At 60.3% G+C, this 25,680-nt stretch carries 25 protein-coding genes; 9 read left to right on the forward strand and 16 right to left on the reverse strand.

The genetic code is table 11. The features are described from left to right. Positions 1-231: 231 nt before the first annotated feature. The gene (locus I9188_RS08565; RefSeq protein ID WP_209505058.1) at positions 232-1,428 is read right to left on the reverse strand and encodes a Zn-dependent hydrolase; all 1,197 of its coding nucleotides are present in this window, start codon (positions 1,426-1,428) and stop codon (positions 232-234) included. Between the two features lie 139 nt (positions 1,429-1,567). On the opposite strand from I9188_RS08565, the gene I9188_RS08570 reads away from it, so the two are divergent. From I9188_RS08570 to I9188_RS08585, 4 genes are read left to right on the forward strand one after another with little or no spacing between them, the layout of a single operon-like run. Further along, a complete protein-coding gene (locus tag I9188_RS08570; protein WP_209505059.1) occupies positions 1,568-2,218 on the forward strand; it encodes a histidine phosphatase family protein in 651 nt (216 codons plus the stop codon). An 18-nt stretch (positions 2,219-2,236) separates the two neighbouring features. Beyond that, a complete protein-coding gene (locus tag I9188_RS08575; protein ID WP_209505060.1) occupies positions 2,237-2,851 on the forward strand; it encodes a glutathione S-transferase family protein in 615 nt (204 codons plus the stop codon). A 14-nt stretch (positions 2,852-2,865) separates the two neighbouring features. After that, on the forward strand, positions 2,866-3,921 hold the full coding sequence (locus tag I9188_RS08580) for a saccharopine dehydrogenase (protein WP_209505061.1): 1,056 nt from the start codon (positions 2,866-2,868) through the stop codon (positions 3,919-3,921). A gap of 3 nt (positions 3,922-3,924) precedes the next feature. After that, entirely contained in the window at positions 3,925-5,067 is a 1,143-nt protein-coding gene (locus I9188_RS08585) for a saccharopine dehydrogenase family protein (protein ID WP_209505062.1), read from the forward strand. Positions 5,068-5,161: 94 nt separating this feature from the next. Here the strand turns inward: I9188_RS08585 and I9188_RS08590 are convergent, their stop codons facing one another. From I9188_RS08590 to I9188_RS08605, 4 genes are all read right to left on the reverse strand, one after another. Next, entirely contained in the window at positions 5,162-5,365 is a 204-nt protein-coding gene (locus I9188_RS08590) for a DUF1127 domain-containing protein (protein WP_209505063.1), read from the reverse strand. A gap of 37 nt (positions 5,366-5,402) precedes the next feature. After that, positions 5,403-5,630: a DUF1127 domain-containing protein gene (locus I9188_RS08595; RefSeq protein WP_209505064.1), complete on the reverse strand. Its 228-nt coding sequence runs from the start codon at positions 5,628-5,630 to the stop codon at positions 5,403-5,405. 246 nt (positions 5,631-5,876) lie between these two features. After that, positions 5,877-6,194 carry a DUF3775 domain-containing protein gene (locus I9188_RS08600; protein WP_209505065.1) on the reverse strand — a complete coding sequence of 106 codons (318 nt, stop codon included), beginning with the start codon at positions 6,192-6,194 and terminating at the stop codon, positions 5,877-5,879. 86 nt (positions 6,195-6,280) lie between these two features. Further along, complete coding sequence (locus I9188_RS08605; protein WP_209505066.1) at positions 6,281-7,054, reverse strand: DUF1365 domain-containing protein; 774 nt, start codon at positions 7,052-7,054, stop codon at positions 6,281-6,283. Between the two features lie 146 nt (positions 7,055-7,200). On the opposite strand from I9188_RS08605, the gene I9188_RS08610 reads away from it, so the two are divergent. Further along, on the forward strand, positions 7,201-7,857 hold the full coding sequence (locus I9188_RS08610) for a sigma-70 family RNA polymerase sigma factor (protein WP_209505272.1): 657 nt from the start codon (positions 7,201-7,203) through the stop codon (positions 7,855-7,857). A gap of 10 nt (positions 7,858-7,867) precedes the next feature. Beyond that, entirely contained in the window at positions 7,868-8,518 is a 651-nt protein-coding gene (locus I9188_RS08615; protein ID WP_209505067.1) for a ChrR family anti-sigma-E factor, read from the forward strand. A gap of 63 nt (positions 8,519-8,581) precedes the next feature. Here the strand turns inward: I9188_RS08615 and rmuC are convergent, their stop codons facing one another. The 6 genes from rmuC to I9188_RS08645 form a co-directional block, all read right to left on the reverse strand. Then, complete coding sequence (gene rmuC, locus I9188_RS08620; protein ID WP_209505068.1) at positions 8,582-9,811, reverse strand: DNA recombination protein RmuC; 1,230 nt, start codon at positions 9,809-9,811, stop codon at positions 8,582-8,584. A 52-nt stretch (positions 9,812-9,863) separates the two neighbouring features. After that, complete coding sequence (gene mutL, locus I9188_RS08625; protein WP_209505069.1) at positions 9,864-11,726, reverse strand: DNA mismatch repair endonuclease MutL; 1,863 nt, start codon at positions 11,724-11,726, stop codon at positions 9,864-9,866. A 261-nt stretch (positions 11,727-11,987) separates the two neighbouring features. Then, positions 11,988-12,917: a metal ABC transporter permease gene (locus I9188_RS08630; protein WP_209505070.1), complete on the reverse strand. Its 930-nt coding sequence runs from the start codon at positions 12,915-12,917 to the stop codon at positions 11,988-11,990. Then, positions 12,914-14,119, reverse strand: coding sequence for a metal ABC transporter permease (locus tag I9188_RS08635; protein ID WP_209505071.1), 1,206 nt, complete (start codon positions 14,117-14,119; stop codon positions 12,914-12,916). The genes I9188_RS08630 and I9188_RS08635 overlap by 4 nt, the downstream gene beginning before the upstream one ends. Positions 14,120-14,122: 3 nt before the next feature. After that, a complete protein-coding gene (locus I9188_RS08640) occupies positions 14,123-14,926 on the reverse strand; it encodes a metal ABC transporter ATP-binding protein (protein ID WP_209505072.1) in 804 nt (267 codons plus the stop codon). 3 nt (positions 14,927-14,929) lie between these two features. Beyond that, positions 14,930-15,883 carry a zinc ABC transporter substrate-binding protein gene (locus tag I9188_RS08645; protein ID WP_209505073.1) on the reverse strand — a complete coding sequence of 318 codons (954 nt, stop codon included), beginning with the start codon at positions 15,881-15,883 and terminating at the stop codon, positions 14,930-14,932. Positions 15,884-16,081: 198 nt separating this feature from the next. On the opposite strand from I9188_RS08645, the gene deoC reads away from it, so the two are divergent. The 3 genes from deoC to I9188_RS08660 are packed head-to-tail and all read left to right on the forward strand — an operon-like array spanning position 16,082 to position 20,295. Further along, positions 16,082-17,080, forward strand: coding sequence for a deoxyribose-phosphate aldolase (deoC, locus tag I9188_RS08650; RefSeq protein ID WP_209505074.1), 999 nt, complete (start codon positions 16,082-16,084; stop codon positions 17,078-17,080). A gap of 47 nt (positions 17,081-17,127) precedes the next feature. Next, positions 17,128-19,461 carry an aldehyde dehydrogenase family protein gene (locus I9188_RS08655; protein ID WP_209599598.1) on the forward strand — a complete coding sequence of 778 codons (2,334 nt, stop codon included), beginning with the start codon at positions 17,128-17,130 and terminating at the stop codon, positions 19,459-19,461. A gap of 24 nt (positions 19,462-19,485) precedes the next feature. Continuing rightward, positions 19,486-20,295, forward strand: a complete 810-nt coding sequence (locus tag I9188_RS08660) for an SDR family oxidoreductase (RefSeq protein ID WP_209505076.1) — start codon at positions 19,486-19,488, stop codon at positions 20,293-20,295. Between the two features lie 22 nt (positions 20,296-20,317). On the opposite strand, the gene I9188_RS08665 is transcribed toward I9188_RS08660, so the two are convergent. From I9188_RS08665 to purH, 5 genes are all read right to left on the reverse strand, one after another. Next, positions 20,318-21,628 (reverse strand): pitrilysin family protein, encoded by a 1,311-nt coding sequence (locus I9188_RS08665; protein ID WP_209505077.1) that lies wholly within the window; start codon positions 21,626-21,628, stop codon positions 20,318-20,320. Continuing rightward, entirely contained in the window at positions 21,625-22,965 is a 1,341-nt protein-coding gene (locus I9188_RS08670) for a pitrilysin family protein (protein WP_209505078.1), read from the reverse strand. The genes I9188_RS08665 and I9188_RS08670 overlap by 4 nt, the downstream gene beginning before the upstream one ends. An 81-nt stretch (positions 22,966-23,046) precedes the next feature. Then, complete coding sequence (locus tag I9188_RS08675) at positions 23,047-23,562, reverse strand: DUF3035 domain-containing protein (protein ID WP_209505079.1); 516 nt, start codon at positions 23,560-23,562, stop codon at positions 23,047-23,049. Positions 23,563-23,612: 50 nt separating this feature from the next. Continuing rightward, complete coding sequence (gene lspA / locus I9188_RS08680; RefSeq protein ID WP_209505080.1) at positions 23,613-24,089, reverse strand: signal peptidase II; 477 nt, start codon at positions 24,087-24,089, stop codon at positions 23,613-23,615. Continuing rightward, positions 24,089-25,678: a bifunctional phosphoribosylaminoimidazolecarboxamide formyltransferase/IMP cyclohydrolase gene (gene purH, locus I9188_RS08685; protein ID WP_209505081.1), complete on the reverse strand. Its 1,590-nt coding sequence runs from the start codon at positions 25,676-25,678 to the stop codon at positions 24,089-24,091. Before purH ends, lspA begins: the two co-directional genes overlap by 1 nt. Positions 25,679-25,680 lie beyond the last annotated feature (2 nt).

Consider the following 25,680-nt stretch of genomic DNA (forward strand, 5'->3'; position numbering starts at 1 on the left):
GCTATCAATTTTGCAACGATTCCGGTCAACTTGCGAACCAGAGTACCGTCTGTTGGACAAGCCTGTATACGGGTGCATGCATCCCTTGCGTTCCTATAGGAAACTTTTTTCCCTTAGGCAACATTCGTCTTTTGGCTTTTGCAAAGGTTTGCCGATCACAGTTTCGAGCGCGACGATAACACCAGACCAACCAACCGCAATGGCCTGTAAAAACAGTATTTTGCCCGCACCTTATCGCGCCTGCCCGTCAAGTGACTGCACTGCGAGATCCAGCACCCTCAGCCCGGCCACAAGATCGCTTTCGGTGGTATCTTCGGCAAAATCGTGGCTGACACCGTTGATCGAGGGCACAAACAGCATCGCAACAGGCATAAGGCGCGACACGTTTGTGGCATCGTGTAGAGCGCCCGACGGCATCCTGCGCCATTTGCCGGGTGCCACCTGTTCGGCCCCATGTTCCAGCGCCGCGCGCAGGGACTGATCCATCGTGACGGGTTCCAACCCAAGCAAAGGGCCGTAGGTCAGTACCATGCCCTGTTCGCTGGCTATTTCCTGCGCTGCGGTACGGATGATCTCCTCCATCCGCGACAGCCGATCCGGATCGCCATCGCGCCACTGCATCGAGAACCGCGCCCGACCCGGCACGATGGACGACGCATTGGGGTGAAGATCGACCCGCCCGATGGTCCAGACGGTTTGCGGTGTCACCACGTTGCGAAACCGTTCGTTGAGGCGCGTATTGAACAGTGACAACGCCTGAAACGCATCGCGGCGCAAATGCATCGGCGTGGTGCCCGCGTGATTCTGCTGCCCTTCGAAGGTGATCGACATGTCCCGGATGCCGACGATATCGGTGACGACACCGATCTGCTCGTTCGCTGCGTCCAGAGAAGGGCCCTGTTCGATATGCATCTCGACAAAGCCGCTGAACCGCGCGGGATCGACAAAACCCTGCGACAGGTCCGCCATGGAAGATCGGGCCTCGCCAAAGCTGACGCCAGAACCGTCGGTCAACACATCGGCCTTGTCCAGCGGCAGACCGCCGGACCAGACCGCCGAACCCGTGGTCACACCGAACCGGCCTTCTTCGTCCTGAAAACTGACGACCGAGATCGGCTGGTCGCTGGACCGCGCGATTTCCAGCGCGGCAATCACGCCGAGCGCGCCGTCCAGCCAGCCGCCTTCGGGCTGGCTGTCGGAATGCGACCCCATGAGCAGAGAGCGACCAGGCGCCAGCCCGAACAGGTTGCCTACCGGGTCGAAATGCGGTGTCAGACCTGCATCGTCCATACGGTCCGCCAGCCATTGGCGCGCAGCGATATCCGCTTTGGAATAGGCCGGGCGAATGACCCCTTTGCCCACACCCGAGGCACCGAATTCACGCAGCTTGTGCAGATCCTCCAGAAAACGCGTGTGATCGACGGCCATGAATCCCTCCGGGCGTGGTTGGTCAGGGCGACCATAGCCAGAAACCGGACAGCTGCGAATGTTTTTCCGGCGAGATCAAGAAACCCCTCTGGTCCCGGCAAGGAACCTGCCCTAAGACTTCGGCGCAAGAGGGAGCGACATGTCACATATCACATTGGTGCGCCACGGGCAGGCAAACACGACGGCGCGCGACGAAGCAAGCTATGACAAGCTGAGCGATCTGGGCCATCAACAGGCCCGCTGGCTGGGCGCGCATCTGCGTGACACCCGCAGCCACTATACACGCGTCTATTGTGGCACCCTGACCCGCCATACCGAGACGGTGACCAGCATGGGATTGACCGATCCTGTCTGCGACGCACGGCTGAACGAGATCGAGTATTTCACCCTTGCACAGTTGTTCGAAGAACAACACGGCGTCGAAATCCCGACCGATCGCGAGGGATTTGTCGAGCACCTGCCCAAAACCTTCGCGGCCTGGGCCAGCGGAAAGATCGAGAACGCGCCGGAATCCTTCGACGCGTTTGAAGCCCGCGTCCGCGATGCACTGCACGAGATCGGGACCGAGGGCGGACCGGCCATCGTCGTGACCTCGGGCGGGTTGATCTCGATGGTGGTGCGGCAGGCGATGGGGTTGGACATCCCGTCGATGGCACGGGTGGCCCTTGCCATCATGAACACGTCGATGCATCGTCTGCACCCGATTGGCGCGCAGCTGAGCCCGGTTCTGTTCAATGCGGTGCCGCATCTGGAAGCACCCGACCGGCAGTTCGCGCAGACCCACCTCTAACCAGATCGGAGATCCCTGATGCAGCTTTATTATGCACCCCGAACCATCTCGGTCGCTGTTGCGATTGCTCTGGAAGAGGCCGGGCTGGACTATGAAGCGATCAAGCTGGACTTTGCTGATGGGGAACAGACAAAACCGGCCTACAAGCAGATCAATCCCAAGGGGCGCGTTCCGGCGCTGGTGGTCGATGGCGGCATCCTGACCGAGACCGGCGCGTTGCTGGAATATATTGCGGCCAAGGCACCCGAGGCCGAATTGGTGCCAGCTGATCCGGTCGTGGCCGCCCGTATGCGCGAGGTGATGTTCTATCTGGCCTCGACCATGCATGTGAACCACGCCCACAAGCTGCGCGGGCATCGCTGGGCCGACAAAAAATCCAGCTGGAAAGACATGACGGACAAGGTCGCGCAGACGATGACCGCATCTTGCGACTATATCTCGTCAAACGGGTTGCGCGGGCCGTTTGTTCTGGGGGACACGTTCTCTCTGGCCGATGCCTATCTTTATGTGGTTTGCAGCTGGCTTGAAGGTGACGGCGTCGATGTCTCGGCCTTCCCCAAAATTCTCGCCTTCCGCAAGGCGATGGAGGCACGGCCTTCGGTTCAGGCGGTGCGCGCTGCCGGGATGCTCTGACAAAAGGAATTATGATGACACATCTCTGGGTCAGGGCGGAACAGCGCCCGAACGAAGAACGGGTGGGGCTGACACCCGAAGGGGCTGCCGCACTGATCGCCGCAGGTCTCCGCGTGACGGTTGAGGAGAGCCATGTCCGCGCCATTCCGATTGATGGCTACAAGGACGCCGGCTGTGCAATCGCGGCTGAGAATTCGTGGCCCGAAGCCCAGCGGGATGCGATCATCTTTGGCCTCAAGGAACTGCCCGAAGATGGCACCCCCCTGCCCCATCGCCACATCATGTTCGGCCACGCCTATAAGGGCCAGCATTCGGGTCGCGCGCTGCTGGAGCGGTTCAAGGCCGGGGGCGGCACGCTTTATGATCTGGAATATCTGGTGAGCGAAGATGGCCGCCGCGTTGCCGCCTTTGGTTACTGGGCCGGGTATGCCGGTGCTGCGGTAACGCTCAAGACGTGGGCGGCACAGCAACGGGGCGAGGAATGCCCGCCGGTTGGGGTGTATAAAGGCAAAGACGTTCTGAACTCTGAATTGCTGGCCGAGTTGGACGCGACCGGAGCCCCACGCCCCCGCGCCATCGTCATCGGTGCACTGGGTCGCGTGGGTACGGGGGCCGCAGACCTGTGCGACGCGATGGGCGTCGACGTCACCAAATGGGACATGGCGGAAACCGCAAGCGGCGGGCCGTTTCCCGAAATTTTGGACCACGACCTGTTCCTGAACTGCATCTTCGCGCGCCCCGGAACCCCGGTCTTTGTTCCGCGTGAGGCGTTGACTGCCCCGCGCAAGCTGACCGCCATCGGCGATGTCGCCTGTGACCCGGACAGCGACTACAACCCGGTGCCCGTCTATGACCGCGCCACCACGTGGGACGCGCCTGCTTTGCGCGTGGCAACCGATCCGGTGATGGACGTGATGGCCATCGATAACCTGCCGTCGATGCTGCCGGTCGAAAGTTCGGAAGATTATGCGGCACAGCTTCTGCCGTCGCTTCTGACCCTGACCGATCTGGACAGCGGCGTCTGGGGTCGGGCAGAAGCGATTTACAAAACACATATCGAAGGGATCTGAGCGATGACGATTCACTGGTGTGGCACCGGCCTGTCGGCCATCCCCGGCCTGCGCCGTCTGATCGAAGGTGGCCACAAGGTCACCGTCTGGAACCGGACGATCGAAAAAGCCAAGGCCGAGGTTGGGGACCTGACCGACGATATTCGCGCCTTCGACATCGACGCACTGGGTGATGTGCTTGAGAAGGGCGACGTGATCGTGTCCATGCTGCCGGGCGACTGGCACGTACCACTGGCGGAACTGGCGATCTCGAAACAGGCCAATTTCGTGTCGTCGTCTTACATTGCGCCCGAAATGCGCGCACTGGACGACAAGGCGCGCGAAGCCGGTGTAGCACTGGTCAACGAAGTTGGTCTGGACCCGGGCATCGACCACCTGATGGCGCATGCGCTGGTCGATGACTATCGCGCCTCGGACGCGTTCGATCCGCAAAACCACCTGAGTTTCATTTCCTATTGCGGTGGCATACCCAAAATCCCGAATCCGTTCCGCTATAAGTTCAGCTGGTCGCCGTTGGGTGTGCTCAAGGCGCTTCGGTCGCCATCGAAGTCGATCCGCGACTATGCCCCGCTGGACGTTGCCCGCCCGTGGGATGCGATCAGCAGCTATATCGCGCCACTGCCAACGCCGGAAAGTTTCGAAGTCTATCCCAACCGCGACTCGATCCCGTTCAAGGCGCAGTACCAGTTCGAGGATCACTGGCCCGTCAGGGAATTCGTCCGTGGCACCCTGCGCCTGAACGGTTGGGCGGATGCGTGGTCGGACGTGTTCCGTGAAATCGAAACCCTGTCGGGCCCGGAAGGGGATGCGCGTCTGAAAGAGATGTCCGACCAGTTCTGGGACGAAAACGCCTATGACGAGGGTGAGCCCGACCGCGTGGTGCTGTGTGTTGGACTGAAGGCCGAGAAAGACGGCGTCGAAGTCTGGCACAAGACCTATGTCATGGACGCCTGGGGCGACGAGCGCGGCACAGCAATGGCGCGTCTGGTATCGATCCCGGTTTCACTTGCCGTCGAGGCCATTATGAACCGCGCCATCCCGGCAGGCGTTCACGCAGCCCCAAGCGACCCAAAACTGGTACAAGGCTGGATGGCCGAGATCGACCGGCTGGCCCAGCACTTGCAGATCGTGGATCATACGGCCTGATCGCACCAAAAAAGCCACTCCAGAGTTTCTGGAATGGCTTTTATTGTTCTTCTTCAGGCATGATAAACTCGTCTGGAATTCCCTGAAGAGAACTTCAGATATAACGTTCGATGGTGTCTTCGACATCGCTGCGGTTGATGCCAAGCTCGGCCAGTTGATGGTCTGTCAGACCGTTCAGATGCTGGGCGGCGCGCACGATATCCGGGCTGATGGCACGAAGGCGCATGGCGCGGTCAAACAGCAACAAGGCGCTGGCGGCCGGGGCCGGTTGATTGGTCGAGGGGATAAAGTCAAACATACTGATTACCTCACGCTAGGATTTCGAAACTTTCGGGTCACTGTTGATACGGTGCGTTGTGATACACGCTGTGATAAGCGCGCCGACGGATCTGCTCGCGGGGAATGCCGATATCCGTCAGCTGAATATCGCTGAGTTTTTCCAGCTGCCGTACAGTTTTTGAGAAGATTTGACGTCGGAAATGTTCGACTTTTGCCTCGGCATATTTGGCAAACAGGCCCTCCAAGAGGCCCTTATGAGTGTCAATTGTTTGTGCATCAGTCATTGCTGGTTCCTCCGAAATTTGAATTGCTTGGGTGTGATAGCTTCAAATAAGGGAGGCCACCGTTAAGGTCGCCAGTCGGAAACATTAAGGTTTCTTGAGGTTGCGCGCGCAGGTGTTCACGGCCGGTCTGCCCCGCCTGTTCCCCATTTTTTGGGGTGTCCCCATAGTGGAAAGCGAATTGGCCTCGGTATCCGACGCTGGCGACCAACGCACAGGTCTGTTTTTGGGGTGAGGCCGTCGAGCGGCCTACATCAGATCGTTTTCCACGTCTTCCGCAGATATTCCCAATGCGTCCAAACCATTCTCAAGGTGGTCAGACATGTGCGGTGTTCCGATCAGGTAGTCTGCACATGGGGTCGATGCCTCGGACTTGGCGGTGGCGATGGCCTCGGCCAGATCTTCCGCAAAAAAGCTCTCGCGCCCAATCCACATGATGGCAACCAGTTCGGCCTGCTCGTCTTCGCTCATGCGGTCGATGAACGCCCGCAATTCGCCCTCGGCCCGGTTCAGTTCGCGGCCCATCATGGCGACCTGGGCGACTTTTCTTGCCGAGATTTCCAACATCTCTTCGACTCCTCGTGTTCGCGGTTGTTACGCCATCACAACCACTGGCAGGCGCCTGCGTCTTTGATCTTGAACAAACAGGCTGGTCACTGCCCCACACGCGATACTGGATGATCAGGCACAGGTTCCTTGCGAAACGGACGGAAGGCAGCTTTTTTCAGCCACAACCTGAAGGCCTGCCATAAGATCAGCGCAAAAGTGCGCCGCGAACCGAATGGGCGACGCAGAAAAGACCAAAGGATCACCCGGCTGGTCAATGGCTGGCGCGGTCCGGTCAGTGTCGCGATCAACCCGCCACCCGCGCGCGTGTAGTCGATCCACACACCAACCCGATCCGGGCTGTAGTCGAAGCGGAACGTATAGCTGCCTTCAATCTTCTGGAAGGGCGAGACATGCATCACCTTTTCGGCCGCCAATCGGTCGGTTGGTTCGATGGTTGAAAAATCCGGCTTATGGCACAGATAACTGTGGCGCGTTCCAAAGGTGTTCGTCACCTCGGCCACCACGGCGTAAAGCTGATCATCGCGGTCAAAGCAAAACCAAAAACTGACGGGATTAAAAACGTGGCCCAGCACCCTTGGCTGGGTCAGCAGCATGACCTGCGCGGGTTGCGGAATGTCCATCTCGGCAAATCGCGCGCGCAGCCAGGCGGCACCATGGCCTTGACCTGGCTCTCCTCCGTGATCGCGGGTTCGCCAGTTGGTGACATTTGTCCGGTCCATTGAAAACAGAAAAGGCGTGGTTAACCGGGCTTCGGGATCAAACAGGATGTAATCGACAGAATACCGGAAGGCGTTGTCGATTGCCCCCTTGCGGCCGTGATAGGTGTGGCCTGCAACATGATCTATCGTTTTTGCCATCCGATGTCTTCTGGTCCTAGCACAACCGCCAGAGCAGTCGCGATTTCTTTTTTGCCGCTGGTGTTCATATTACGAGACTTGGCCGGGAGCGGATCAAAATGTTCCGATAAAGTGATCCAGCTTGGGACATGCGCCGTAATATGGTTATGTTTACCGAGACCAATACAGCGACCTTGGACGGACCAGCGGTTGAAACACCCGCCCCTCAACCTTGGCGCGTCCACAAACGCATCAAGGGTAGGCGGGTGAACGAAATCAACAGCAAGCGCGAGACCAGGGCCGAATGGGTGGACCACGTCAGACGCATCCGGGATGCGCAGGATCAGGCGGCATTTGCCGAGCTGTTCCAGCACTTCGCGCCACGTATCAAGGCGTTCCTGATGAAGTCAGGGGCTGATGCCACCATGGCAGAAGAATGCGCGCAAGAAGTGATGGCGACCTTGTGGCACAAGGCCCACCTGTTCGACCCGACGCGTGCCACCGTAGCCACATGGGTGTTCACCATCGCTCGAAACAAGCGCATTGACGTGCTGCGCAAGCAACGCCGCCCTGAACCCGAAGATCTGGGTTGGGGTTCCGAGGCTGAGCCCGATCAGGATGACGTCATCGCGCTGCAACAGGAAACCGCGCAACTGCGCACCGCCTTGAAGGCGTTGCCGGATGCACAGCGGGACCTGATCGAGAAGGCATATTTCGGCGACCTGAGTCACCGGGAAATCGCATCGCAGACCGGGTTGCCGCTGGGAACGATCAAATCACGCATACGGCTGGCGCTGGACCGCTTGCGCCACGCGATGAACTGAGATGAGTAAGATGAGCAAGTTGATCAAACATCACCTGACGGATGACCTGCTGATGGCCTATGCCGCAGGCGGTCTGCCCGAAGCCTTCGATCTGATGGTCGCCACGCATCTGTCCCTGTGCGACCACTGCCGCGCGCGCGCTGAAAGTTATGACGCCGTTGGCGGACAAGTGCTGGACGAGCAGAGTGAGGGTGCCAGCATGAGTGAAACTTCCCTGGCGGCCACAATGGCTTTGATCGCCCAAGGTGCTCCGGCGCCCAAGCCCGTTCGCCCGGGATGTGCAGTTCTGCCAGCCCCGTTGCAGGATTACGTGGGCGGGACAGTCAAGGACATCCGCTGGCGGTCGATTGGCATGGGTGTCAAACAGGCGATCCTGCCGACCACCAAAGACGCCACCGCCCGCTTGCTGTTCATTCCGGCCGGTGCTGCCGTGCCGGATCACGGCCACAACGGCATGGAGCTGACAATGGTTCTGCAAGGGGCTTTCTCGGACGAGGTTGACCATTTTGCCCGTGGCGATGTTGAAATCGCCGACGAGGATCTGGAACACACACCTGTCGCGGATATCTCGGAAGACTGCATATGCCTGGCGGTTACGGATGCGCCGCTGAAGTTCAACAAGCTGATGCCGCGCCTGTTTCAACCCTTCCTGCGTATCTAAACGCTTGCTGGCGCAGGCCCATCAGAACCGGCCCGGCGCCGGTTCACTTTTTCAACAGGATGTTCAGCCTTCGTGACGTGCCAGTGGCACAACCTCTGTTTCAGTATCGGGCGCGATTTCTTCGAAGTCGAAATTATCCAGCCGCTGCGCCCGGCGGCCGGCCTTTTCGGCACTGATCTTGATTTCCGAGATATCCTTGGCCGCCTGCCCGAAGTGACGGTCGAGGTTTGAAACGCGGTCGCCCAGACGGTCCACGTCCTTGTGCAGCAATCCCAGTTCTTTGCGGATCGCACCGGCCTGTTCACGCATGCGCGCATCTTTCAGGATCGCCCGCATCGTGTTCAGCGTGGCCATACAGGTGGTGGGCGAGACGATCCAGACCCTTGCGGCAAACCCTTCGCGCACCACATCGGGCAGGCGGGCGTGTAGCTCGGCATAGATCGCTTCGGACGGGACGAACATCAGGGCACCGTCAGCGGTTTCCCCGTCGAGGATGTATTTCTCGGAAATCGCCTTGATATGCACTTTCACGGCAGCACCAAAAGCCCGCAGGCATCTTTCAACATCCGCCTTGGTCTGCGCGGCGGCAAGTGCCTCGAAATCCTCAAGCGGGAATTTCGCGTCAATCACGATCGGGCCGGGCGGGTTCGGCAGATGCACCAGGCAATCCGCGCGCCTGCCGTTCGACAAGGTGGCTTGCAGTGAATAGCTGTCCGCGGGCAGCGCCTTGGACACGATATCGTTCAGCTGAATCTCACCAAACATCCCGCGCCGCTGCTTGTTCGACAGGATATCCTGAAGGCTGAGAACATCGCCCGACAGTTTCGTGATATTGTCCTGCGCCTTGTCGATGGCGGCCAGACGTTCCTGCAGCTGCGTCAGTGATGTCGCCGTCTGTTTTGACGAACCGTGCAGGGTTTCCTTCATCCGTTCCTGCATCTCGGCCAGCGCGCGGGCCGATTTCATCGCGTTATCCGCCAGCCGGTCATTCATCTGCTGCTGAACCGAGGACAAGCGTGCCTCGACCGTCTGGATCACCTGCACCTGCGCGTTGGCCTGCGTGTCCGAGACATGCTGCAAGCCGCCGCGCAACTGTTCCTGCCCCTGCCCCAGCTGCTGCACATGCTGACCCAGAAGCGCCATCTGCCGCGCCAGCGGTTCCGCCATCCGGGCCGAGCGATTGGCGGCGCGCAACGACAGGAACAGCAGCAGCAGGATCAGCGCAACTGTTCCGCCCACGATAAGAACAACCGGGTCATCCAATGCATATTCTGTTCCTGCAATCTTGATCATGTCGCCTCGGATGTTCTTGTTTTATTCTTACTAACCTGCAGTGGCCAATGGATCAACTGCGCCCGAACAGGCGTTCGATGTCGCTTAGCTTCAGTTCCACATATGTGGGTCGCCCGTGATTGCACTGGCCGGAATGCGGCGTCGCCTCCATCTCGCGCAGCAGGGCGTTCATTTCCTCGGCCCGCATCCGACGACCGGACCGGACCGAGCCGTGGCAGGCAACCCGACTGAGGATCGCCTCGATCCTTGCCTGCACCATCTGGCTTTCGCCCTGATCGGCCAGTTCGTCGAGGATATCAAGGATCATCGCGCGCGCATCGACCTCGCCCAGAATGGCCGGGGTTTCGCGCACGGCAATGGCGCCTCCGCCAAAGGGTTCGATGGTCAGCCCCAAACGGGACAGATCATCACAGACAGCCATCAGGCGGGCGCAGTCACCTTCGGACAACTCAACAATCTCGGGGATCAAAAGCGCCTGTGCCGCGACTCCCGTCTCGGCCATTTGTGTTTTCAGCTTCTCATAGACCAGCCGTTCATGCGCGGCGTGCTGATCAACGATCACCATTCCATCGGCAGTCTGGGCGATGATGTAGTTTTCATGCACCTGCCCGCGCGCAGTGCCCAGCGGAAGATTCTGCGCATCGGGCTCCTGACCCTGCGAAGCCGGTGCAACCGGGATCGGATCGACAATGCTGCCACTGTAATCACGCGCAAGTTCCGCAAAACCCGGAGCCTGCGCGCGGTACGCGGCCTGGCGCGCTGCGGGCGACGGGCGATCCATCTGATAGACCCGCGCTGGTGCGGACTGCGCGGGTTCCGGTCGCATCGCACCCAGGGTCGCATTGGCCACGGTCGAGGACGCGCGATGCCCGGCCTCGGCCAATGCGTGGCGCAGGCTGGACACGATAAGCCCGCGCGCAACGCCCGGATCGCGGAACCGGACCTCGGACTTGGCAGGGTGAACGTTCACGTCAACCAATGTCGGGTCGCAGTCGATGAACAATGCCGCCGCCGGGTGACGGTCCCGGCTAAGGAAATCGAAATAGGCCGCCCGTAAAGCGCCGGTCAGCATCTTGTCGCGCACGGGACGCCCGTTGACAAAAAGGTACTGCGCCACCGCTGCGCCACGGGAATAGGTCGGCAGGGCCGCGTAACCAAAAAGCCTGAGACCGTCGCGCGTGGCATCGATCCGCAGCGCATTCTCGGCAAACTCGCGCCCGATCACACGGGCAAGACGGGCGTGCAGGGCGTCAAACAGGTCGCCATTCTCGCGATCCGCGCGGAAGATCACGCGGCCTTCGCCACCGCCCGAGACATCGCGCAGGGTAAATGTGACGGATGGTTCGGCCATCGCCAGCCGTTTCACCATGTCCGTGATCGCCTGCGCCTCGGCCCGGTCGGTGCGCATGAATTTCAGCCGGGCGGGGGTGGCGAAGAACAGATCGCGCAGCTCGACCACCGTGCCCGCGCGCAGGGCTGCAGGCTTGACCGAACCCGTCTTGCCACCTGCAACATGGATCTGCGCCGCGTCCGCACCGGGCACGCGACTGGTTATGGTCAGGCGTCCGACAGCCCCCAACGAGGGCAAGGCTTCGCCTCGAAACCCGAAGGTGTGGATATTCAGCAGGTCCGATCCGTCGATCTTTGATGTGGCGTGGCGCGACAGGGCAAGCGGCAAATCTTGGGCCGGGATACCGCAGCCATCGTCGGTCACGCGGATCAGTGTCTTTCCCCCGTCGGCGATTTCGACGGCTACACGCGCGGCCCCGGCATCAAGTGCATTCTCGACCAGTTCCTTGACCGCCGAGGCCGGGCGTTCCACCACTTCACCCGCCGCAATACGGTTGATGGCAGCATCGTCAAGCTGTCTGATCACGGGGCGATTTTCGCTGATATTGGGGTTTGTTTGCGCCATACCCCTAGACCTAGCACAACCGCGCACGATTCTGCCACCGGTTTGAGCATGTCTTCTGATCGGAAAGGGGCGCCCGGATGGCCGTGAATGAATCCCCATTCCGTACCATCCGGGCCTACCAGAGTGAGTGGTGTGTTCAGCTAATCAATGGGCAGCCTCTAGCACGAGACTTCCCAAAAATCTGCTTAAGATTAACCTTAACGGCATCTGGGCAGAGTTTGGCCGATGACGCATGGGCATCTGCGGCAGGAAAATGCCGTCTCAGGCTGATGTCTGAACACCAACTCGTGTGCGGCATGGGCCAAACATGGCCGCCAGTGCCAGGATCAGCCCGGACATCGTTGCGATCATCCCCGCCGCACTGACCGCATCCGCTGCACCCAGCCACAGGGGTCCGTAGCCTGCCAGCACATACCCTGTCACGGCAGAGGTTATAGCGATCACGACACTCCAGCCAATCTGCGCCTCAAGCCGGTTGGTCAGCATCCGCGCGGCTGCTGGAGGGCAGATAAACATCGCGATCACGATGATCGAGCCTACCGCGTCAAAAGCGGCAACCGCCGCGATGGCCGCAGTGATGACGAGCGCCATACCCAGAAATCCCGTGCGAATACCAATCGTGCGGGCGAAACCTTCGTCAAAGGTGGATATTTTCAGCGGCCGCCAGAACAGCCATGTAAACAGCGTCACTCCCACCAGTGTCAGCGCTATACGGGGCAGTTCCGGGGGCAATCCGGCAAGGGCCTGAGCGTCCAGCAACGAGGACCACCCGGTCGCGTCCAGCCAGATCAGGCTTTCGAGATTGCCGTAAAGCGCGTGTTCCACATCCAGATGCACGGTTGACGTATCCGTCTGCTCAAGCAGCAGAACGCCTGCCGCGAACATGGTGGTAAAGACCACGCCCATGGCGGCCCCGGGTTCGATCTGCCCCAGCCGGCGAATGGCCTCGATCAGGACAACAGCCAGAACCGCGGCCCCTGCCGCACCCAACATCATCGGCCAGGTGGATATGGCACCTGTCAGCAGAAACGCAACAACGATACCCGGCAGCACCACATGGCTGATCGCATCGCCGATCAGCGCCTGTTTTCGCAACACAAGAAAGTTGCCGGGCAAGGCACAGGCGATGGCCGCACATGTTCCGATCAGCAGCGGCGTCAGAGACAGCGGGACGAATTCTTCACCACTCATGCCGGTATCCCCTGCGGCCCGCCAATCTGGCGGTCGATCTCATCAATCTGGTCCCGTGTCAGAACGGTCTCGATATCACGCAACCCGTCATAGAGCGCAGCCGTCGCCTCGTGCGCCTGATCGGCGCGCACGATTTCCCATCGCTTTTCATCCCGCAGGGCCTTGGCCGCGCGGGCCTTACCGGTGTCCGTCGCGACGCCATCCGCCCGGACCAGCCCGGCACGCCGCAGCAAACGCAGGGTCAGGGGTTCATAGATCTTCTGCCCTTGTGCCAGCGCCAGAAGCCCCTGACGAATATGCACCCGGCGCTGAAACCGCAGATGCCGCAGCACCGCCGCCAGAACGCCGCGCATCGGGGCGAAGAAGAGGGAGGCGAGGAAAAAGGCAAAGCTGACCAGCACGATAATCGGGCCGGTTGGAAGATTGGGCGCAGATGCGGATATGGCAGCGCCGATATATCCGGCCAGACCACCGGCCAACCCGGCCAACAGAACAACGCGTTCCGAGCGGTCAGACCAAAACCGGGCGGTCACTGCCGGAATGATCAGCAAAGCCACGATCAGGATCAGGCCGACGATTTTCAGGCCGACCACGGTCACGGCCATGACCAGCCCCATCATGGCCAGGTCGATACGATGCACTGGCAACCCGCGCGCCGCTGCGTATTCGGGGTCGAATGCGACAAGGGTCATCGGACGGCGGATGATCAGCACCAGAGCCAAGGTCAAGGCGCCACCAAGTGCGATGATTACCGCATCGGCCCACAGCATTCCAGCGGTCGAACCCAACAGGAAACCTTCCAGCCCGGCCTGACGGCCAACCCCCATGGTTTGGATGACCGTCAGCAGCACGATCCCAAAGCCGAAGAACACAGACAGGACCGCACCGATCGCGGCGTCCTCGGCCAGTCGGGTGCGCCGTGTCAGCCAGTTCATGCACAACAGACCAACCCAGGCTGAAATGGCGGACCCCACCAACAGGCCCGGCAGGTTGCGCCCGTCCCCACCCAGCGCGACCAGCACCATGAAAGCGATACAGACGCCCGGCAAGGTTGCATGGCTGATTGCGTCGCTGACAAGGGCGCGCTTGCGCAGAAACAGGAAGGTCCCTGTCACGCCCGCCGACACGCCAAGCAATGTCGCACCGATGGCAACCAGCGTGGCATTATAGCCAAGCTGAAGGGTCAGAGCATCCCAAAGCATGAACTATCCCAGCGCGCGTGAAATCTGATCGATCTGGGCCGTTGCCAACCTGCCACCATAGGCCGATTGCAGCGTTTCCGCCGTGAACGCCTCGGCCACCGGCCCCTCGGCCACCTTGCGGGTATTGATCAGGAAAACGTGGTCGAAATAGTCGGTCACGGTGGCCAGATCGTGATGCACGACAACGACTGTCTTACCGGCCTCTTTCAGGGATTTAAGCACCGCGATGATGGCTTTTTCGGTGGCGGCGTCGACACCGGCAAACGGCTCGTCCAGCAGGTACAGATCTGCATCCTGAGCCAGAGCACGCGCCAGAAACACACGCTGTTGCTGGCCACCGGACAGCTGGCCTATCTGGCGATCCGCGAAATCGCGCATTCCGACACGGTTCAGGCAATCCATCGCACGGGCCTTGTGGCGCGCGCGCAAGCGGCCCAACAGGCCCAGTTCACGCGACAGACCCATCAGAACCACGTCGATCACCCGTGTCGGGAAATCCCAGTCCACGCTGGCACGTTGGGGAACATAGGCGACACGTGCGCGTTGCGAATTCAGCGGCTGACCAAATACGGTCACCTGCCCCGACAATGGCGTAACGATGCCCAGCGCCGCCTTGAGCAGCGTTGATTTTCCAGCACCGTTCGGCCCGATAATGGCGGTCATCGCGCCGGGCGTTACTGTCATATCAACCGAAAAGACCGCTGGCTTCTGCCCGTAGGAAACCGTCAGGCCCCGCACAGCCAGAGGGCTGTCATCCAGATTATGTTCCTGGACCGTCACACCTTCGTTGCTGATCAGCCCCAGCATCTCTCAGAACCCCGCTGACAGTTTGCCGTTCATGCCGCGATCGGGAACTTCTCCGCCCAATGCGCCTGCGATGACGGTGATATTGTGATCCAGCATCCCGATGTAAGTGCCTTCGTAGGTGCCATCCTCGCCCATGGCGTCCGAGAACAACTCGCCCCCGACCTTCACCTCGTGCCCTTTGGCGGCGGCCCCTTCGATCAGCGCGCGGATCGACCGGTCAGAAACCGAGCTTTCGACGAAGACCGCCGTGATCCGGCGATCAACCAACAGGTCAACCAACTCTCCGATCCGGTTCAGGCCCGCCTCGGATTGGGTCGAGATGCCCTGAATGCCCAGAACCTCGAACCCGAAACTTTCGCCGAAATAGCCAAAGGCGTCATGGGCGGTGACCAGAACCTTGTTGTGATCCGGTACCGAAGACAAGGTTTCCTCGGCATAGGCCGTCAGACGATCTATGTCCGCCAGATGGGCTTGTGCATTGGCGGCAAAAACCTCGGCTGCTTCGGGGCGGGCTTCGGTCAGGGCGCGCTGCACTTCAACAACAACCTCGCGCCACAGCGCGGGTGTCATCCAGACATGCGGATCATACTTGTCGGCATAATCATCATGCGCACGCAGCATGGACTTATCTACGCCCTCTGCAACCGCAATGACGGTCCGTTTCCGCTCGAGATCATGAAAGAAGTCTTCCATTTGCGCTTCGAGATACAGGCCGTGCCACAGAACCAGATCTGCCCGAGTCATCGCCACGATATCGCTGCGCGTCTGGCGATAGGCATGGGGATCAACGCCGGGGCCCATAAGCCCTCTGACCTCAACCAGATCACCGCCGACCTGACGCGCTGCATCTGCAATCATGCCCGTCGTGGCCACCACTTTCAGCGGTGCCCCGGCAAAAGCCATAGCTGGCACCGAAAGGGCCAGAGCCAATAGTGCAAGGCAATGCCGACGAATCATTTCCAACCTCGACTTGGATACGTGTTGGATTAAATATGAGAACCATTCGCAACTAAGTCAACGCTAATGAGAATTATTCGCAAGAAAACCTCGATTATTTGTCCAAATGGTCAAAAATATTCGATCATTGCGCCGGAACACCTTCCATTCCCGGCCCACCCGTGCGATTTTGTCGCAAACCTCCCAAAGGACGTAACCATGGATACGCAGAGCTCAGAAAGCCCCGTGCGCACCGCGCATCTGCCGCAAGTGACCGAACCCCGGAACCCCGGAATGGAACTGGATCTGGACTGGGTGCGCGCCATTCAGGCCAATACTTCCGCAATTGAACGGCGTGCGGCCACATTGCCGGGCCGCCGTTCGGTCAAGAAGGAATATCAGGCTGCGTGGCTGCTGAAAGCCATCACGATGATCGACCTGACCACGCTGTCGGGCGACGATACAGTGGGCCGGGTGCGCCGTCTGTGTGCAAAGGCCCGTCAGCCGGTTGCACCTTCGGTCCTTCAGGCGCTGGACATGCCACCGATCACGACCGGGGCGGTTTGCGTCTATCACGACATGATCGAAACCGCTGTAGACGCCCTGAAAGGCACTGGAATTCCGGTCGCTGCCGTGTCCACCGGCTTTCCCGCCGGACTGTCCCCGTTCCATCTGCGCGTGGCCGAGATCGAGGAAAGCGTGAAAGCCGGGGCCGAGGAAATCGACATCGTAATCTCGCGCCGTCATGCGCTGTCGGGGGACTGGCAGGCCCTGTATGATGAGATGAAGGCGTTCCGCGTGGCTTGTGGCGATGCCCATGTCAAAGCCATTCTTGCGACCGGAGAATTGGGCAGCCTGCGCAATGTCGCGCGCGCCTCGCTGGTTTGCATGATGGCCGGGGCGGATTTCATCAAGACCTCGACCGGCAAGGAAAGCGTCAACGCCACCCTGCCCGTGTCGCTGGTGATGATCCGTGCGATCCGCGATTACTATGACCGCACCGGATACCGGGTCGGGTATAAACCTGCGGGTGGTATTTCGAAAGCCAAGGACGCGCTGGTTTATCTGTCGCTGATCAAGGACGAACTGGGCGACCGCTGGCTGGAACCCGATCTGTTCCGCTTTGGTGCGTCGTCGTTGCTGGGCGATATCGAACGGCAGTTGGAACACTATGTCACCGGGGCTTACTCGGCTGGTTACAGGCATTCGATGGGCTGAGCCCGTGGGTATGTCTGGACAGTGAGTATTTGGGAAAAGATGAAGTCATGACAGTCAAAGAGATTTTTGAGACCATGGAATACGGCCCCGCCCCCGAAAGCGCCGCCGAGGCGCTGGCCTGGCTGGTCGATCAAGGCGACAAGTTCGGACACTATATCGATGGTGCTTTCACCAAGCCGGGCAAAGGCTTTGACAGCCGCAACCCTGCGACCGGGGAGGTTCTGGCCAAGCTGACGCAGGCCAGGCAGGCCGACGTGGACGCCGCTGTAGCCGCCGCGCGCAAGGCTCAGCCGAAATGGGAGAAACTGGGCGGCGCGGGTCGTGCGCGGTATCTGTATGCAATCGCGCGACTGCTGCAGAAGCATTCGCGTTTGTTTGCGGTGCTGGAAAGCCTGGACAATGGCAAGCCGATCCGTGAATCGCGTGACATCGATATTCCGCTGGCGCAGCGGCATTTCTATTATCACGCCGGCATGGCGCAGCTGACGGGAAGCGAGCTGCCCGACACCGAAGCGCTGGGTGTGTGCGGCCAGATCATCCCGTGGAACTTCCCCCTGCTGATGTTGGCGTGGAAGATTGCGCCAGCGCTGGCGATGGGGAATACGGTGGTACTGAAACCAGCTGAATATACCTCGCTGACGGCGCTATTGTTTGCCGATATCTGCACACAGGCCGGTCTGCCGAAAGGTGTCGTCAACATCGTGACCGGAGATGGTGCCGTGGGCGAGATGATCGTGGCCTCGGACGTGGACAAGATTGCCTTTACCGGCTCGACCGTTGTGGGCCGTCGCATCCGTGAGGCGACGGCGGGTTCGGGTAAGGAACTGACTTTGGAACTGGGCGGCAAGTCGGCCTATGTCGTGTTCGACGATGCCGATATCGATTCAGCCATCGAAGGGCTGGTCGATGCGATCTGGTTCAATCAGGGTCAGGTCTGTTGTGCCGGCTCGCGCCTGCTGGTCCAGGAAGGCATCGCCGAGCGGTTTCACGACAAGCTGCGCGCCCGGATGGACACGCTGCGCGTCGGCAATCCGCTGGACAAATGCATCGACGTGGGCGCGGTTGTGGACCCGGTTCAGTTGCAGACCATCAAAGGAATGGTCGAAAGCAACACTGCGGGCCATGTGCACCAAGCCGCCTGCGAACTTCCCGCAAACGGTTGCTATTACCCGCCAACACTGATCTCGGGGCTCGAGACCTCGGACCCGTTGATGCAGGAGGAAATCTTCGGCCCGGTGCTGGTGTCTTCGACCTTCCGCACACCGGAAGAGGCGGTCGAGCTGGCCAACAACACCCGGTATGGTCTGGCGGCGACCGTCTGGACCGAGAATGTGAACCTTGCGCTGGATATCGCGCCCAAGCTGGTTGCGGGCGTCGTCTGGGTGAATGCCACCAATCTGTTTGACGCTGCTGCCGGGTTCGGTGGGGTCCGCGAAAGCGGCTTTGGCCGCGAAGGTGGTTGGGAAGGGCTGACCGCCTATACCAGACCCAAGGGTAAGGCCAAGCCGCTGGCAAAGGTCGAGGCAGCCATGGGCGAGGGGGCACCGGTCGACCCGATTGACCGCACTGCCAAGTTGTATGTCGGCGGCAAGCAGGCGCGGCCCGATGGTGGTTATTCGAAACCGGTTTGGGGCAAGTCCGGCCTGCTGGGCCATGTGGGTCTTGCCAACCGCAAGGACGTGCGCAACGCGGTCGAGGCTGCGGCAGGTGCCAAAAGCTGGTCCAGAACCACCGGCCATCTGCGGACCCAGATCCTCTATTACATCGGCGAAAACCTCTCGGCCCGTGCCGGTGAATTCGCGGCGCGGATCGACGCCATGACCAGCAGGAAAGACGGCGCGAAAGAAGTTGAGGCTTCGATCCAGCGCCTGTTCACTGCCGCCGCCTGGGCCGACAAGTATGACGGCCAGGTCCATGGTGTTCCGATCCGGGGCGTGGCCATCGCCATGAAGGAACCCGTTGGCGTGATCGGTGCGCTTTGCGCGGATGAGGCACCGCTGCTGGGTCTGGTCTCGGCCATGGCGCCTGCGATTGCGATGGGTAACCGGACGGTTCTGGTGGCTTCTGAGCCCTACCCGCTGGCGGCGACGGATTTCTACCAGATCCTTGAGACTTCGGACGTCCCTGCCGGTGTGGTCAACATCCTGACCGGCAGCCATGCTGAACTGGCGAAACCGCTGGCCTCGCATCTGAACGTCGACGCGGTCTGGTCGTTCTCGTCCACCGACCTGTCGAAAGAGATCGAGGTCGTTTCAGCCGGGAACCTGAAACGGACCTGGGTCAATAACGCGACGGCATTTGACTGGAGCATGGACCATTCCCGCCGCTTCCTTCAGGCTGCAACCGAAGTGAAAAACATCTGGGTGCCCTACGGCGAGTAGGGCTCCCTGCCAAGGGAGGCCTACATGGATTTTTCGGGAAAAACCGTCATCGTCATCGGTGGCACCAGTGGCATCAACCGGGGCATCGCCGAGGCCTTCGCGGCCTCGGGTGCCAAACTGGCCGTGGCCAGCCGGTCGCAGGAAAAGGTCGATGACACCATCGCCGCGCTGAAAGCCGCAGGCGCACAGGATGCGATTGGGGTTGCGTTTGATGTGCGCGATGCAGATGCCGTAGCGGCGGGACTGAAGCAGTTCCATGACGCCTTCGGGGATTTCGATGTGCTGGTTTCGGGTGCGGCGGGCAATTTCCCGGCGCTGGCGTCCGAAATGTCAGTCAACGCGTTCAAGACCGTGATCGATATCGACTTGATGGGCACGATCCACGTGATGAAGGGGGCGTATCCGTTCCTCAAACGCCCCGGTGCCAGCATCATCAATATCTCGGCCCCGCAATCTTATCTGCCTTATGAGGGTCAAGCCCATGTCTGCGCCGCCAAGGCGGGGGTGGATCAGATCACCCGCACGCTGTCGATGGAATGGGGTGTCGAGGGGATCAGGGTGAACTCGGTTGTGCCGGGGGTCATCGAAGGCACCGAGGGTGCGAAACGCCTTGCGCCCACCCAAAACGCCCACGAAGAACTGCGCCGCGACGTGCCGTTGGGCCGCTGGGGTCAGCCGCAGGACGTGGCCAATGCCTGCCTGTTCCTCAGCTCGGATCTGGCCAGTTATATCAGCGGCACGGTTCTGGCCGTGGATGGGGCACTTTATCAGCGCGGATCGGGCAAGTTCGGGCAGATGATGGGCGATATGCTGCGGAGTATGAAAAAGGGGTGAGCCGCAACTCACCCCTTGCAGTTCAGTTGGTAGTTTCCAGCCCAACCGGCTTTCCAACAACAGTGAAATGCAGGCCGTCCGGGTCCAACAGTTCGGATGCAACGCGGTTTACATCTTCCAGTGTGACCGCGTTCACCTTGTCATTGCGGGTGGCAATATAATCGATGGGCAATCCTTCCATCTGCATCCCCACCATGATCCCGGCAATCTGCCCGTTGCCGTCAAAGCGCAACGGATAAGCGCCGGTCAGGTAGGTCTTGGCATCGTCCAGTTCCTTCTGCGTCACCCCTTCGGCGGCGGCGCGCGCCCATTCGTTGCGAATAACCTCTATCGCCTCGGCAATGCGGTCATTGGCCGATGACACCGACCCCAGGTAAACCGAGGCCAGATCCTTGGGCACAAGATAGGTTCCAACCCCATAGGTCAGGCCACGCTTTTCGCGCACCTCCTGCATCAGACGGCTTTCGAACCCGCCACCGCCCAGGATGTGGTTTAGGATATAGGCGGCAAAGAAATCAGGATCGTCCCGATCTATTCCGGCATGGCCAAACAGCGCAACGGATTGCGGGGTGTCAAACTCGACAACACTGATCCCACCGGGGATGGTCACGTTGGCCTTGCCCGGGATGGGCTTGCCCGTTTCCGGCAGGTCGGCGAGCAATGTGTCAAGCAATGCGCCCAGTTCCTCGGCCGTGATATCGCCGACAGCCCCCACATAAAGACGATCCTTGGCAAAAACGCTTTCATACGCCGTTACCACGTCATCCCGTGTCAAGGCCGAGACGCTTTCGATTGTGCCCTTGCCTTCCGATCCATAAGGGTGATCGCCATAGGCCATCTGGGCAAAGTTGCGGCCTGCAATCTCGTTCGGGTCGGTCTGATCTGATCGCAGCCCGGACAGGATTTGCGCGCGCACACGGTCGACCGCGTCCTGATCAAAGCGCGGTTCGTGAATCGTCTCACGCAGCAGGTCGGCAACCTCATCCCGGTTCTCGGTCAAAAATCGCGCGGAAATCGAAACCGTGTCGTCACCGGCGTTATAGCGGAACGATGCGGCCAGCGCCTCAAGCTCGCGCGCATAGGTCCGCGCGTCCATTTCACCGGAACCTTCCTCGATCAGCCCACTCATCAGATAGACCGCGCCGCGCTTGTCCGGGTCGTCCAGTGACGTACCGCCACGGAAGCGCAGCTCAAGCGCGGTGAAAGGGATCGAGTGATCCTCGACCAGCCATGCGGTGATACCACCGGGCGAGGTCACTTCTTCAATCTCGATCTCGGCCAAAGCGGGCAGAGCAACCAGACAGGCAATCAGCGTTGCGAGAAACCGTTTCATTGCGTCACCTCATCATCGCGCATCAGCCAGCCGGTGACCGACGCCTCGGGTTGCAGAACGTCGCGGGCGGCGGCGATGATTTCGTCTCCGGTCACGGCCTGAAGGATATCGGGCCATGCCTGCACGTCCTGTATTGTCAGGCCGCTGGTCAGGGCGCGGCCATAGCGGTTGCCGATCCCGTCCACATTGTCGCGCGCGTAGGTCTGCGCGGCCCGCAACTGCATCTTGATGCGGTTCAGATTGTCCTCGTCGACACCTTCGGCAATGAAATCGGCCACGGCCTGATCCATGGCATCTTCGGCCTCTTGCAGGGAAACCCCTTCGGCGGGAACCACCAACAGGTCGAATGTTGTATCATCCAGTGACACGTCACGATAGAACGCCCCGGTATAAACAGCCATTTTCTGATCGAATTGCAGCTTTTCGTTCAGATACGAGGTCGTGCTGCCCCCCAGAAGCTCCGCCAACAGAAATAGGGCTGCCGCCTTTTCCTGATCGCCCGGATCGCGTTCCGGCGCCAGATAACTGCGCTGAACATAGGGTTGCGCCACGCGAGGGTCCTTGAATGTCAGACGGCGTTCGGAGTTTTGCGGGGGTTCTTGCGACCGGATCCGTTCCGGCAATTCCGCATTGGCCGGAATCACACCGTAATACTGATCGGCCAAAGTGCGGACCTCGGCAGGATCAACGTCTCCGGTGACAACCAGAATGGCGTTATTGGGCGCATAGTGGGTCTGGTAGAAAGACAGTGCGTCTTCCAGTTCCAGTTCTTCCATCTCGTGCTTCCAGCCGATGATCGGCACGCCATAACGGTGATTGAGGTATTGTGCCGCGCTCATCTGTTCGCCGAACAGGGCGCGCGGGTTGTTCTCGGTGCGCTGGTTGCGTTCCTCAAGGATCACATCGCGCTCGGTCACGATGTCCTCTTCGCTCAGGCGAATGTTCCGCATCCTGTCCGATTCCATGCGCATCATCAGCTCAAGCCGGTCGGCGGCGACGCGCTGGAAATAGGCAGTGTAATCATACGAAGTGAATGCGTTGTCGTTACCACCATTGGCCGCAACGGTGGCCGAGAATTCACCCGGCGCCAAAGTATCTGTGCCCTTGAACAGCAGGTGTTCCAGAAAATGCGCGACACCCGACGATCCGATCGGCTCATCCGCAGATCCGGCGCGGTACCAGACCATGTGCTGCACGACAGGCGCGCGGTGATCTTCGACCACGACGACATCCATGCCGTTGTCCAAAGTAAATGTGGTGACCGCTTCTTTCCCACCCTCGGCAAAAGCCGGTGTGGTGGCGATCAGGGCAGCCGACAAGGCAAGGGCCCGAACCATGGGGCATCCTCCGTTTCGTTTCTGTCATTCAAACTACGGTGGTGCGGCCCGGGTTCAAGCCCGATGACGGAAAGTTAAGAATTATTCATTCGGGGGCGAGGTCGGGGTCTCGACCCCGGCCCGGCGGGCGGCTTCGGTTTCCGAATACGGATCGATCGACTGGCGTTCGTAGACCTGATTATAGCGGTCGACAGGGAACAGGCGCAGACCGGTCCAGCGGCCCCGGCGTTTGCGGAATGCGGCATCCTCGGTTTCGACCACCCGCCGCGTATCGGGTGACACGCCATAACGGCTGGACGCCGTCACAAGCGCCGCATCCGACGACGGCACACCAGCGTTGGGGTTCAGGGCGGCGGCATTACCACCCAGCGCGACCACCAAATCGGCTTTGGGGGTCGGGTCTGTCAGATTCGTACCACCCGGCGTGGGTGCCGGCAGAAACGCGTAATCCTGAGGCTGTGTCAGCGGCTTGACCGGCAATACCGAAAATTCATCCGGACCCTGTCCCGGAGGCGCCAGATCCCGCAATCCGGGATTCGAACATGCCGCGACCGCAGCGGCAAATGTCAGAACAAATATGGCGCGCGGCATCCGCATTGGTGTCTCCAGCCTGTTTCTGGCGCTTTTATCGCATATCATTCCGCGCGTCACGAGGGCTTTTTGCCGTCAAACAAAACCAGCCCCAGCGCTCCGGCGAATATGAACACATCCGCCAAGTTGAACACAAACGGGTTGTTGATGCCACAGCAGGACATGTTCAGGAAATCCAGAACAAACCCATAAAGGAGCCGGTCGACCACGTTCGCAAGCGCTCCGCCGATCAGCAGACCGCCACAGAGCAACATGAATTTCGAACGCATCGAACGACCAAGCCAAACAAGAACACCGATGCAGATCGCCACGGATACACCGATCAAAAACCAGCGCGCGGCCTCAGAGTCGCCCTGAAACAGGCCGAAATTGATGCCCCGATTCTCGCCGTATTTGAACACCAGCAGCGGCGGCAGAACGTCGATACCGTCGGGCCGTTCAGCCACGCGCAGGACGTGAACGACCAGATATTTGCTGATCTGGTCGATCGCGAAGGCGGCCAAGGCCGCCCAGAGAAGCAGGCGTGACCGCATCAGTGACGGAAATGACGCATACCGGTGAAGACCATCGCCAGACCGGCCTCATCGGCTGCGGCGATCACTTCATCGTCGCGCATGGACCCGCCCGGCTGAATGACGCAGGTCGCGCCCGCTTCGGCGGCTTCCATCAACCCGTCGGGGAAGGGGAAAAACGCATCCGATGCCACGGCAGAACCGATGGTCAGCGGCTGCGGCAAGCCCAGTGCTTCAGCCATACGTTCGGCTTTCTTGGCCGCGATCAGAGCCGAATCCACACGGCTCATCTGCCCCGCGCCAACACCCACGGTTGCGCCATCCTTGACGTAGACGATGGCGTTGGATTTGACGTGCTTGGCCACTTTCCACGCGAACAACAGGTCACGCATCTGCGCGTCGGTCGGGGCTTTCTTGGTCACGACCTTGAGGTCGTCCATGCCGACAAAGCCGTTATCCTTGTCCTGCACCAACAGCCCGCCGGCCACCTGACGGACGGTTTTTCCACCTTCGGTTACATCCGGCAGCGCCTCGGTCGTCAGCAGGCGCAGGTTTTTCTTGGCGGCAAAAATCGCCTTGGCCTCGTCCGAGGCACCGGGGGCAATCACAACCTCGGTGAAGATGCCCGTAATCTCTTGCGCTGTTTCTGCATCCAGCGGCTGGTTCAGCGCAACAATGCCACCAAAGGCCGAAGTACGGTCGCAGTCAAATGCCGCCTTGTACGCCTCAAGAAGGGTTGCGCCTGTGGCTACACCGCAAGGGTTGGCGTGTTTGATGATGGCGCAAGCCGCGCCTTTCGCCGGATCAAACTCGGCCACCAGCTCAAAGGCCGCATCCGTGTCGTTGATGTTGTTATAGCTCAGTTCCTTGCCCTGATGCTGTACGGCGGTGGCGACGCCGGGGCGGTTGGTGCCGTCCGTGTAGAACGCTGCCTGCTGGTGGCTGTTTTCGCCATACCGCAGGGTCTGCTTCAACTCACCAGCAAATGCGCGGCGCGTTGGGGCGTCCAGTTGCAGCGCATCGGCCATCCAGTTCGACACGGCGGCGTCATAGGCCGCTGTTCGGGCATAGGCCTTTTGCGCCAGCCACTGGCGGAAGCCATAGGATGTCTTGCCATAGTTTTCTTCCAGCTGATCCAGCAAGGAGGAATAATCCTCGACATCCACCACCACGTTCACAAAGGTATGGTTTTTTGAGGCCGCGCGGATCATCGCCGGGCCGCCGATGTCGATATTCTCGATACATTCGTCATAGCCCGCGCCCTTGGCGACGGTTGCCTCGAAGGGGTAGAGGTTTACGACCAGCAGGTCGATGGCGCCGATGCCATGTTCCTCCATCGCCGCAACATGGGTGTCATTGTCACGCAGCGCCAGCAACCCGCCATGCACCATCGGGTGCAGCGTTTTGACCCGGCCATCCATCATCTCGGGGAAGCCGGTGATTTCGCTGACATCGCGAACCTCAAGCCCTGCATCGCGCAGCGCCTTGGCGGTGCCGCCGGTCGACAACAGTTCGATCCCGCGCTCGGACAGCGCCTTGCCCAGCTCGATCAGCCCGGTCTTGTCGGAAACGGAAAGCAACGCGCGGCGCACGGGGTGAAGGTCGGTCATGG

It is taken from the genome of Ruegeria sp. HKCCSA071 (assembly GCF_017872555.1).
Lineage (GTDB): Bacteria > Pseudomonadota > Alphaproteobacteria > Rhodobacterales > Rhodobacteraceae > Ruegeria.

What these genes read in the sequence shown, in the direction of transcription:
- I9188_RS08565 (WP_209505058.1), bottom strand. Translation starts at nt 1,428, where the DNA reads ATGGCCGTCGATCACACGCGTTTTCTGGAGGATCTGCACAAGCTGCGT.
- I9188_RS08570 (WP_209505059.1), top strand. Translation starts at nt 1,568, where the DNA reads ATGTCACATATCACATTGGTGCGCCACGGGCAGGCAAACACGACGGCG.
- I9188_RS08575 (WP_209505060.1), top strand. Translation starts at nt 2,237, where the DNA reads ATGCAGCTTTATTATGCACCCCGAACCATCTCGGTCGCTGTTGCGATT.
- I9188_RS08580 (WP_209505061.1), top strand. Translation starts at nt 2,866, where the DNA reads ATGACACATCTCTGGGTCAGGGCGGAACAGCGCCCGAACGAAGAACGG.
- I9188_RS08585 (WP_209505062.1), top strand. Translation starts at nt 3,925, where the DNA reads ATGACGATTCACTGGTGTGGCACCGGCCTGTCGGCCATCCCCGGCCTG.
- I9188_RS08590 (WP_209505063.1), bottom strand. Translation starts at nt 5,365, where the DNA reads ATGTTTGACTTTATCCCCTCGACCAATCAACCGGCCCCGGCCGCCAGC.
- I9188_RS08595 (WP_209505064.1), bottom strand. Translation starts at nt 5,630, where the DNA reads ATGACTGATGCACAAACAATTGACACTCATAAGGGCCTCTTGGAGGGC.
- I9188_RS08600 (WP_209505065.1), bottom strand. Translation starts at nt 6,194, where the DNA reads ATGTTGGAAATCTCGGCAAGAAAAGTCGCCCAGGTCGCCATGATGGGC.
- I9188_RS08605 (WP_209505066.1), bottom strand. Translation starts at nt 7,054, where the DNA reads ATGGCAAAAACGATAGATCATGTTGCAGGCCACACCTATCACGGCCGC.
- I9188_RS08610 (WP_209505272.1), top strand. Translation starts at nt 7,201, where the DNA reads ATGTTTACCGAGACCAATACAGCGACCTTGGACGGACCAGCGGTTGAA.
- I9188_RS08615 (WP_209505067.1), top strand. Translation starts at nt 7,868, where the DNA reads ATGAGCAAGTTGATCAAACATCACCTGACGGATGACCTGCTGATGGCC.
- rmuC (WP_209505068.1), bottom strand. Translation starts at nt 9,811, where the DNA reads ATGATCAAGATTGCAGGAACAGAATATGCATTGGATGACCCGGTTGTT.
- mutL (WP_209505069.1), bottom strand. Translation starts at nt 11,726, where the DNA reads ATGGCGCAAACAAACCCCAATATCAGCGAAAATCGCCCCGTGATCAGA.
- I9188_RS08630 (WP_209505070.1), bottom strand. Translation starts at nt 12,917, where the DNA reads ATGAGTGGTGAAGAATTCGTCCCGCTGTCTCTGACGCCGCTGCTGATC.
- I9188_RS08635 (WP_209505071.1), bottom strand. Translation starts at nt 14,119, where the DNA reads ATGCTTTGGGATGCTCTGACCCTTCAGCTTGGCTATAATGCCACGCTG.
- I9188_RS08640 (WP_209505072.1), bottom strand. Translation starts at nt 14,926, where the DNA reads ATGCTGGGGCTGATCAGCAACGAAGGTGTGACGGTCCAGGAACATAAT.
- I9188_RS08645 (WP_209505073.1), bottom strand. Translation starts at nt 15,883, where the DNA reads ATGATTCGTCGGCATTGCCTTGCACTATTGGCTCTGGCCCTTTCGGTG.
- deoC (WP_209505074.1), top strand. Translation starts at nt 16,082, where the DNA reads ATGGATACGCAGAGCTCAGAAAGCCCCGTGCGCACCGCGCATCTGCCG.
- I9188_RS08655 (WP_209599598.1), top strand. Translation starts at nt 17,128, where the DNA reads ATGACAGTCAAAGAGATTTTTGAGACCATGGAATACGGCCCCGCCCCC.
- I9188_RS08660 (WP_209505076.1), top strand. Translation starts at nt 19,486, where the DNA reads ATGGATTTTTCGGGAAAAACCGTCATCGTCATCGGTGGCACCAGTGGC.
- I9188_RS08665 (WP_209505077.1), bottom strand. Translation starts at nt 21,628, where the DNA reads ATGAAACGGTTTCTCGCAACGCTGATTGCCTGTCTGGTTGCTCTGCCC.
- I9188_RS08670 (WP_209505078.1), bottom strand. Translation starts at nt 22,965, where the DNA reads ATGGTTCGGGCCCTTGCCTTGTCGGCTGCCCTGATCGCCACCACACCG.
- I9188_RS08675 (WP_209505079.1), bottom strand. Translation starts at nt 23,562, where the DNA reads ATGCGGATGCCGCGCGCCATATTTGTTCTGACATTTGCCGCTGCGGTC.
- lspA (WP_209505080.1), bottom strand. Translation starts at nt 24,089, where the DNA reads ATGCGGTCACGCCTGCTTCTCTGGGCGGCCTTGGCCGCCTTCGCGATC.
- purH (WP_209505081.1), bottom strand. Translation starts at nt 25,678, where the DNA reads ATGACCGACCTTCACCCCGTGCGCCGCGCGTTGCTTTCCGTTTCCGAC.